Genomic DNA, 9,392 nt, shown 5'->3' on the forward strand with positions numbered 1-9,392 from the left:
ATCTAAAATAAGTTCACTACAACGAGGCCGTTAAAAATACTTTAAATTAAAAATAAAAAAGCGCGAATAAAAATATTCGCGCCTCTTATAATAATTGTTAGTAAACGATATTGCTAGTAAGCAATTTAGCCGAAAACGCCAGTACCGAGTGCGTTACGAACCTGTTGCTGGAAACCGGCTGAGTTACTTTGACCGAAAATAAACCCTAATGCACTCCCAACAATAAAGCCAGTTGTACCACCAATAACAGCACCACCAATTCTAGCAATCAATGTACCAAGACCAAAAATACTTTTAACATAACCGCCTGTGGCCCAACCTTCGGCAACGCCGGCGAAAACACCAAGAGATGAAAAGTTACTAGCACCTTCAAGGCTATCTTGCAAACTGGTTGCTGAAGATAGACCACCAGACACAATATCTAGCTCTACTACAGAAAGTTCTCTCATTTTTTTAAACCTTGTTATTATATTGTATTTATAATTTATTAAGTTTTCTTACAAAATATCTAAAGTTATTTTGTAGGAGGAAGAAGGCTTCCGTTAAGAATACCATTAATTGTTCCGTTAACGTAGCTATCCAGATTGTTCAGGCCTCTGAGACCACCGATAAGGCTACCGGTAACGGCTCCACTAATACCACCAGCAACGAAACCAGCAATTCCGGCAATCCAACCACTGATTATACCAATACCACCACTACGAGCACCAAGAGCAGCACCAGAAATTGCCCCAGAAGTGAAGCCAAGAATGACGCCCACTACAGACCCTTCAATAGAATCAAGGAGGCCTGCACCACCAGAAACAACATTTAACTCTACTACAGAAAGTTCTCTCATTTTTTAAACCTTGTTATTGTATTATTTATATTTGTACTGTTTTTGTTTTAATTCTACCAAAATTATTTTTTAAAAAAATCTTGGTAAGAACTATTTTCATTTAAAAGTTAATTCTTAGCTTAACAATGAACCCTGGGTTAAATCACCAATAGCATTATCAATATAACCACCGTTTTGATTGATACCGCTATAACCGTCGGTAAAACCCTGAACAGCACCATTCAGAAAGCCACCGACACCACCGAACACGAAGCCAAGACCAGTCGTTATGGCACCTAAGCCAAAAGGACCAGCATTTTTACTGGTGTCGTTTGCACCTTTAAGTGAACCTACTAAACTGCCAACAACGCCACCAACAAATCCGCCAATAACAGAATCAAAAAAGTTTTGCGCGGCGGCACCAGAAACAATATCTAATTCTACTACAGAAAGTTCTCTCATTTTATTTCCTTAAACCTTAGTTATTACAGTTTTTTTTGTTTATAATTTAGACATGACAATTTGTAACTTATCATGTTTCTTCTAAAATATTTTTCTTTGCTTTTCAGCAAATATTTTACTATGAAACTAACAATTCATTCTTATTATCAACAACTTCAGTAATCGTTTTATATTTTCCCGAAGAAGAAATTTTAATACTGATTAAAACAGCATTTTCTTTTGTGTTTTCATCAGATATTTCCACCAATGACAAGTGTGCATCACCATTCGTCCAACGTGAATGCTCATGATCCATTGGATACCAGCCATCAGCCATATCTTCTGAGAAGCAAGAAGAGACTTTATCCTTTCTTGTTGCACTCCAACATACGGAAACATCAGAAACCAGAACACCTAAAGTACGACGATCATCAATAAATGACCCTTCAACCTCAGCTGGCACAAAAGTTCTTGAAACAAGACGTGCAGATTTAACAACCTTAGGAACGATAAAGAAGTACTCGTTATCCTTAACCTTACAAGGAGAAACTTTGTTTCCACTATCAGTTAAAAGGTGAAGATCAGGATCTGTCACATAGCTTACCGCTACCTGCTCAGATTTAAGGCCTAACTGGTTTGCACGCTCTAACAAAACATTATAGATCGATTCTGCAAAAGCTTTCTCTGTTCCAAGGGGAGCTACTGCGTCTTTTTCCCATGTCTTACGGCCCAGATGCACAATATTTCCATTTTGGGTAATATTGTGGTTGGTATCAAGATAGCTTTCTGTTGTCAGACCATTTGAAACCAGAACAGCATGCTCACTCAATTCTACGTGATAGATTTCATAACGAGAGAAAGAATCACCACGAACAATAGAAACACCGTTCACTAACATTCTGGCTAGAACAAGCTTTCCACCAACGAACACGCAATGTTCACCTGTAACAAAAAGGTCCTGATAAGGAACACCATCCGCAAAAGCATCTTTTTTAATGCAAACAGGCTGGCTTTCGGTATTTACTGCCGCAACGGTTGAATGAGAAACAGCAACAACCTGCTGAGCAACCTCAATACCATTTTTCACGGTAACAACCATATCACCAACAGCAACGTCTTCAACAAGCTTGATACCACCAGGCACCTTTATTTCTGTTCCTGCGAGAAAACAAACATCTGCACTAACAACTTCCGCTACAGGCGATTGTACATTCAGCACCTGGCTGTTTGTAACAGTTGGAGAGAAATACCATGATGTACCGTTAAACTTTGTTGCTAAATCATTAGCAATTTTTGCTGCATTAGCATCTGATGTAACGGGTGAATCATAAGTAAAGCCCAAAGCGGTTGTTCCCGCTACCGTCGTATACCCTGTATATTTCAAGTAAACTTCTACTGAAGATATACCATTAGCAGGGCGGCTAAAAGTAATAGTAGCGGCGATTTTACCACCAACCTCAGTAATTTCACCAGGATGGATAGTAATGTAGCTAATGGGCCTACGAATGCCATTAAAGCTACCCTGGCTAGAGGTAACACCATTTCCGTTAGCACTCAGTGGGACAAATGCCCCAGAGCCACCAACATTACCAGCTTGGTAATAGCCAACTGTCCCTAACGCAGTAATACCATTTGTATCACCGGATGTATTATCAAACAGCTTATAAGGCTCATCTGCAGAAAAGACTATTTTTGAATCCGCCATTCTTTATGTTCCCTTAAATACTCATAGTTATTATAGTATTTATCTATAGTTTCTTACATTTTTATTAGTTTTAGTTTATTTTTCTGAATTGTCTCTGTGAAAGATGTTTTTTTTATAAAAACATTATTTCTGTTAATCAAGCACTATTTTACAAAATTCTGCAACTTACCCCTTCAATCAGAAATGAAATTTATTTTTTCGCTTATTTCCAAGGATTAACAGCCGACCATTTTCCCCTATTTTCTCAACCGAATCTCCCCTCATAAGCTTTTTATAATAAAAAAATGTTGTGATACTGGAATCAACCTTTCATTTTCCTTATATCAAATCCATAAATCTTTAAATCTATGCCTGTATTTTCAAACCTTATCTCGATTATGCAGTTAATTTCATTTTACGATCATAAAATAAGGTAAAAGTCTATGAAGCTTTTGGCCGTTCACCCAAGCGCCCTTATGTATACCCGTGTTTTCTTACGGTTGGAGCCCCTTGGGCTGGAAATAGTAGCTGGGGCAGCGCGCAATGATGCTCACGACGTTAAGATTTTTGACCTTCAAATTGAAAAGCATAAAGACTATTTTACCCTTATCCGTAGCTTTCAGCCCGATGCCATCTGCTTCGGAGGAAATTACCTAGCCAATATCCCCGAGATCATTGATTTGGCACGCACAACACGTCGAATCCTTCCCCACAGCCTTATATTTGTTGGTGGGCATTCCGTTTCTTTTGTTGCCGATGAAGTTCTTCGCCAGAGCAACAATGCCATTGACTGTATTGTTAAAGGTGAAGGAGAAGCTATTGTTTGTGAACTTTTAGAAGCTTTCGAAAAGAAAATTCCTCTTCATACCCTCCCGGGTATTGTCACTAAGGATGGTGAAGGCCCTGCCCCCCACTTCGTCAAATCTCTAGATGATATAAGACCTGCTCGGGATCTTTTACAAAATAGACATAAATACTTTATCGGCACCCTTGATCCAGCCGCTTCTATAGAATTTGCTCGAGGATGCCCCTGGGATTGCATGTTCTGCAGTGCCTGGACCTTTTATGGGCGTTCTTATCGCACAGCCAGCCCAAAGGCTATTGCTGAGGAGCTAGAGCATATTGAAGAGCCTGGCATTTTTATTGTCGATGATGTTGCCTTTGTTCATGCTGAACACGGCATGGCAATCGCTAATGAAATAAAAAAACGAGGCATAAAAAAAGAATATTATCTTGAAACCCGAGGTGATGTTCTTCTGCGCAATAAGGAAGTTTTTAAAGTCTGGTCAGAAATTGGCCTTCGTTACATGTTTATCGGAATGGAAGCTGTCGATGCAGAAGGATTGAAACAGTTTCGTAAGCGCATCTCTCTTGATCAAAATTTTGAAGCTCTCGAATATGCTCGCTCTTTGGGGATCATGGTCGCTATTAACATTATTGCTGATCCCTCATGGACGAAAGAACGTTTTGAAACAATCCGCCAATGGTGTCTGGAAATTCCAGAAATCGTTAATATTTCAGTGACTACTCCCTATCCAGGAACAGAAATTTGGCACAAAGATAAACGCCATCTCACAACAAGAGATTACCGCTTGTTTGATATCCAACACGCCGTTCTCCCGACAACCCTACCGTTAGATGAATTTTATAAGGAACTCGTCAAAACCCAACAGGTTATGAATATGAAACATATGGGTTGGCAGGCCGTGGCCGACATGTTTGGTATTTTATGGGATAAGGTTGTACGCCATAATCAATGGAATTTTGCGAAATCCATATGGAAATTCAATAGCGTCTTTAATCCCCAGCAACAAATTGCCGACCATATGCGCCCATCTCGTTATCTCATATCTCCACCTGATGAATTAAGCGATAAAACCTTCAATAAAAACAAGCTTTATATTCATGCTCCAAGTGGTCGTAAATCTCGAACACTCGACGATAAAACAGAAAAATTTGTTGACGCGACTCGAATGGCTACTGAGTAAGCTGGGGTTCTTCTCTTCCATCTTATGTGAGTTTTAATTTTTCGGTAGCAGACCTTTTTGCCTCAAATTTCGTAACGTTTTTTAAGATTACTAAACTGAGAAAAAAATAAAATCTTACCTTAATATGATCTCTATAAATATTGCTGTGTCTTGTACATAACTGTTTTCTTTCATTAAAAAATTATTATGCACTCTGCTAAAGAGTAACAAAAAATTGTATGTGTTTTATACAGAAAAAATAGCAATTACCATTAATTGTAAAATACCCTATTAAAAATACATTTTTCATAGAGTATCTAAAATAGGTTTTGCTATGATCGAAGAAGAAAAGCCAAAAACTCACTCCTTCTCCATTTATCTAATTAAAGTAGATAAGACTAAAGATAAAAAAGATTATATTCTAAATACAGTCCTCAGATTAAGAGAACAATTAAAGGAAATTATTCCAAGTCAAAAAGGCAATTCACCGAGCTACTCAGGCATTAAACTTCCACAAAGTTCACGTTTCTTTATAGTAAAAGCCCAACCCAAAGGTCTTTGGTGGAAAGACTATTTTTCCATCAAGCAAGAGCAGTATCAACTCCGAGAAGAGGCGCTGCTTTTTTTAGATACAGGAGAACGCCTCTTTGCATTTACTTTTGGCCATACTGCTCATTTTTTAAACAATGAAAGTTATGAATATGACTTTGGCTTAATAACCACTCTAAATAGCCTTGACCCAAAAAAACTATCAAGCATTGATACCGCAATGCCTGAAAATGCCCGCAAACAAAGAACCCAAAGCTCTCTTCATAGAGAACTAACTTTTTTCGATTTCGATCATAATAGCAACCTTCTGAGAAATATAAAAGGAAAGGTCTGGAAGCACTTAGAACCCATATTTTCTAATATCACTGGCACTACGAGTGTGCGTGTAAGTTCAAAACATTCCTCTAAAGAGCTACCAAAGCTTTGTAATGAACTTTTAAAACTTTATAAGTGTGATCTTTATAAAAAAAACTTTCCTAATCTTCGTAGTATAACCCCCATTAAGGATCCTACTCTCTTAAAAAAATTAAACAAAAAACTTATCGATGCTATTCAACAAGACGAAGAAAACCTCTTTCTATCCTTTCCCAATATTACTGACCCGCTTGACGACAGTCATTTCAAATTTTCAGGGGCTGGAGGAAAGGAGAATCTGTACGATAATTTAGACATTGAATCTTATAAAACCTACTTAGAGGCTAATAAGTGCAAATTAAATGATGAAAAAATTACAAAAAAACACAAAGTAATCACTGTAAATAAAGATGGGAATCAACGTGGTGAACAGTACAGTGTTTTCAAAGCACTCATTTACGATACTCAAATTCAGAATGATGACCCACACACTTACCACCTTTACGATGGCAACTGGTACAAAATTGATCGAGACTATATTGCTAAATTATCAAAAGTGCTTGACCCTCTTTGCCAAGAGACAACATTAATAAACTATGCTCATAATAACGAAAACGATTATAATGAAGACTGCGCAAAAGCAGACAACACCATAATATGTTTAGATAAAAAACTTATTTCTCTTAAAGGAGAGTCAGCTATAGAGTTCTGCGATCTTTTTAAAAAAGAAGGTGGCACTCTAATCTTCCATCATGTCAAAAGACACACAAAGTCTGCCCCTTTAAGTCATTTATTTAACCAAGGGATTAACTCTATAGAATTATTAATTCGCAATAAACAAGCAAGGAAGCAATTTCGAGAGCTATTGAATAAGCCTAAAAATAAAATAAAATTAGACGATAACTTTACCGATCAAAACCTGAAAGTAATATATCAAATAATTACCTCTAAAGATCCATCAAAAAAATCTTTAAATCTCCCACTATTTTCTCGCATTAGTCTCTTTAACATTATGGAGAGATTAAAAATGTTAAGAATTGAAGGGTTCTTCTGCTTTGTAAAAGAATCAAATCTACAAAACAAGGATCCTATAACTAAGGTAGCTGATAAAATCAAAATAAATACAGAATAATACAAATCCAATTAGTACAATTTTATGGGTTTTATGTATATGTTTTGGGGATTATGACCATTTTATTGGAGTAGCTTTTTTGCTTTTTTTCCACCGGTTGTTGGTCAGTATTTCTTTCCTGGCTCATTTTCAAGTTTTATGTGGTTATTTTTGTTCTGGTTGGTTCTTTTCTTTACCGTGTGGACTGACGTGTTGGTATTATCTTTTGACTGGCTTTTTCTTTTCAGAGAATTTTATGGGGCTTTTCAGGAGTATGAAGGCTTTTTTTCTTATCCATGCTTCCCTTGATCCTATGAGCAACGTGTTCTATTATCTGCGCCAACCTTCAGGGTTAGTGAGAACACAGTTCTGCAGACACTCCCCTGTAAGGGTGCCTTGGGGGTGTCATGTATGATGGATATGGGGAGATGTCGGGGGTGGTGTATGGAATTTGGTTGCGGGGACAGGATTTGAACCTGTGACCTTCAGGTTATGAGCCTGACGAGCTACCGGGCTGCTCCACCCCGCGTTAGGTGTATTGATGAGCTCTTAGGGGGTCGAGTGGGCTTAAAGACCTGGCGGCGACCGACTTTCCCACGTCTTAAGACGCAGTATCATAGGCGCTGGGGCATTTCACGGCCGAGTTCGGGATGGGATCGGGTGGATCATTCCCCGCCATAGCCACCAAGTCATCAAGCCCACCCGATAAACTGTGTGCGGGTGGATGGAGGTGTTTAAGGATAGAGCAAAGCGAGAGCCAGAAAGGCCATAAAATTATGAGAAGGTTGTGTGTAGATGGTCTCTGTGCACATTATGGGCCTGCAAGCAGGCCATAAAGGGTAAGCCAATTGGGCAATTAGTACCGGTTAGCTTCACACATTACTGCGCTTTCACACCCGGCCTATCAACGTGGTGGTCTACCACGGCCCTAATGGGGAGATCTTGTTTTGAGGTGGGTTTCTCGCTTAGATGCTTTCAGCGATTATCCCGTCCGCACTTAGCTACCCGGCCATGCCGCTGGCGCGACAACCGGTGCACCAGAGGTGCGTTCATCCCGGTCCTCTCGTACTAAGGACAAATCCTCTCAAATCTCCAACACCCACGGCAGATAGGGACCGAACTGTCTCACGACGTTCTAAACCCAGCTCACGTACCACTTTAATCGGCGAACAGCCGAACCCTTGGGACCTGCTCCAGCCCCAGGATGTGATGAGCCGACATCGAGGTGCCAAACCTCCCCGTCGATGTGGACTCTTGGGGGAGATCAGCCTGTTATCCCTAGAGTACCTTTTATCCGTTGAGCGATGGCCCTTCCACGTGGAACCACCGGATCACTATGGCCGACTTTCGTCTCTGCTCGAGCTGTCACTCTCGCAGTCAGGCGGGCTTATGCCATTGCACTCAACAGCCGATGTCCGACCGGCTTGAGCCCACCATCGCGCGCCTCCGTTACTTTTTGGGAGGCGACCGCCCCAGTCAAACTGCCCACCATGCAGGGTCCCGATCCAGGATAACTGGATGCGGTTAGACATCAGAAAAATTCAGGGTGGTATTTCAAGGCTGGCTCCACAGAAACTGGCGCCTCCGCTTCAAAGCCTCCCACCTATCCTACACAGCTTTCTCCTGATGCCACTGCAAAGCTACAGTAAAGGTTCATAGGGTCTTTCCGTCTGACCGCGGGTACCCCGCATCTTCACGGGGAATTCAATTTCGCTGAGCCGATGCTGGAGACAGCGGGGAAGTCGTTACGCCATTCGTGCAGGTCGGAACTTACCCGACAAGGAATTTCGCTACCTTAGGACCGTTATAGTTACGGCCGCCGTTTACCGGGGCTTCAATTCAGTGCTCTCACACCTCCTCTTAACCTTCCGGCACCGGGCAGGCGTCAGGCCCTATACGTCGTCTTTCGACTTCGCAGAGCCCTGTGTTTTTAATAAACAGTCGCTACCCCCTGGTCTGTGCCACCCGCAAATGGTTGCCCACTCACAGGTCTCGCTTATCCCGAAGTTACACGAGCAATTTGCCTAGTTCCTTCAGCATCGTTCTCTCAAGCGCCTTGGTATACTCTACCAGTCCACCTGTGTCGGTTTCGGGTACGGTCTATACGCCAGAGCTATTTCCCGGAATGCTCAAAAAGCTAGACCAATCCAATAAGGCCTAACAACATCTCACATTCGTCACTTCTGGCAGGTTCAGGACTATTCACCTGATTCCCATCAACTACGGCTTTCGCCCTCGCCTTAGGGGCCGACTAACCCTGCGCGGATTAACCTTGCGCAGGAACCCTTGGACTTCCGGCGACAGTGTTTCTCACACTGTTTGTCGCTACTCATGTCAGCATTCTCACTTCCGATATCTCCAGAGAGGGTCACCCCGTCTCCTTCACAGACCTACGGAACGCTCCGCTACCGCACACACCTAAATGATGTGCACCCACAGCTTCGGCACGTGGCTTGAGCCCCGTTACAT

6 protein-coding genes, 1 tRNA gene and 2 rRNA genes (1 of these 9 cut by a window edge) are annotated in these 9,392 nt (G+C 41.1%); 2 read left to right on the forward strand and 7 right to left on the reverse strand.

Going from position 1 to position 9,392, the window contains the following annotated elements; genetic code table 11:
• Positions 1-125: 125 nt before the first annotated feature.
• The 4 genes from JGUZn3_RS09845 to JGUZn3_RS09860 form a co-directional block, all read right to left on the reverse strand.
• Positions 126-449 carry a hypothetical protein gene (locus JGUZn3_RS09845; protein WP_203413345.1) on the reverse strand — a complete coding sequence of 108 codons (324 nt, stop codon included), beginning with the start codon at positions 447-449 and terminating at the stop codon, positions 126-128.
• 65 nt (positions 450-514) lie between these two features.
• A complete protein-coding gene (locus JGUZn3_RS09850) occupies positions 515-838 on the reverse strand; it encodes a hypothetical protein (protein WP_203413346.1) in 324 nt (107 codons plus the stop codon).
• A 114-nt stretch (positions 839-952) separates the two neighbouring features.
• Positions 953-1,279 (reverse strand): hypothetical protein, encoded by a 327-nt coding sequence (locus JGUZn3_RS09855; RefSeq protein ID WP_203413347.1) that lies wholly within the window; start codon positions 1,277-1,279, stop codon positions 953-955.
• A gap of 118 nt (positions 1,280-1,397) precedes the next feature.
• Positions 1,398-2,963 (reverse strand): Hint domain-containing protein, encoded by a 1,566-nt coding sequence (locus JGUZn3_RS09860; RefSeq protein ID WP_203413348.1) that lies wholly within the window; start codon positions 2,961-2,963, stop codon positions 1,398-1,400.
• 422 nt (positions 2,964-3,385) lie between these two features.
• On the opposite strand from JGUZn3_RS09860, the gene hpnR reads away from it, so the two are divergent.
• Positions 3,386-4,930, forward strand: a complete 1,545-nt coding sequence (gene hpnR / locus JGUZn3_RS09865) for a hopanoid C-3 methylase HpnR (protein WP_203413349.1) — start codon at positions 3,386-3,388, stop codon at positions 4,928-4,930.
• Positions 4,931-5,243: 313 nt separating this feature from the next.
• Positions 5,244-6,944: a DUF6119 family protein gene (locus JGUZn3_RS09870; protein WP_203413350.1), complete on the forward strand. Its 1,701-nt coding sequence runs from the start codon at positions 5,244-5,246 to the stop codon at positions 6,942-6,944.
• Between the two features lie 431 nt (positions 6,945-7,375).
• Here JGUZn3_RS09870 and JGUZn3_RS09875 read toward each other — a convergent pair.
• The 3 genes from JGUZn3_RS09875 to JGUZn3_RS09885 form a co-directional block, all read right to left on the reverse strand.
• Positions 7,376-7,452, reverse strand: a tRNA-Met gene (locus tag JGUZn3_RS09875).
• A gap of 44 nt (positions 7,453-7,496) precedes the next feature.
• A 5S ribosomal RNA gene (rrf, locus tag JGUZn3_RS09880) occupies positions 7,497-7,612 on the reverse strand.
• Between the two features lie 146 nt (positions 7,613-7,758).
• Positions 7,759-9,392 (reverse strand): 23S ribosomal RNA (locus JGUZn3_RS09885) (it continues 1,111 nt past the right edge of the window).

It is taken from the genome of Entomobacter blattae (assembly GCF_014672835.1).
Lineage (GTDB): Bacteria > Pseudomonadota > Alphaproteobacteria > Acetobacterales > Acetobacteraceae > Entomobacter > Entomobacter blattae.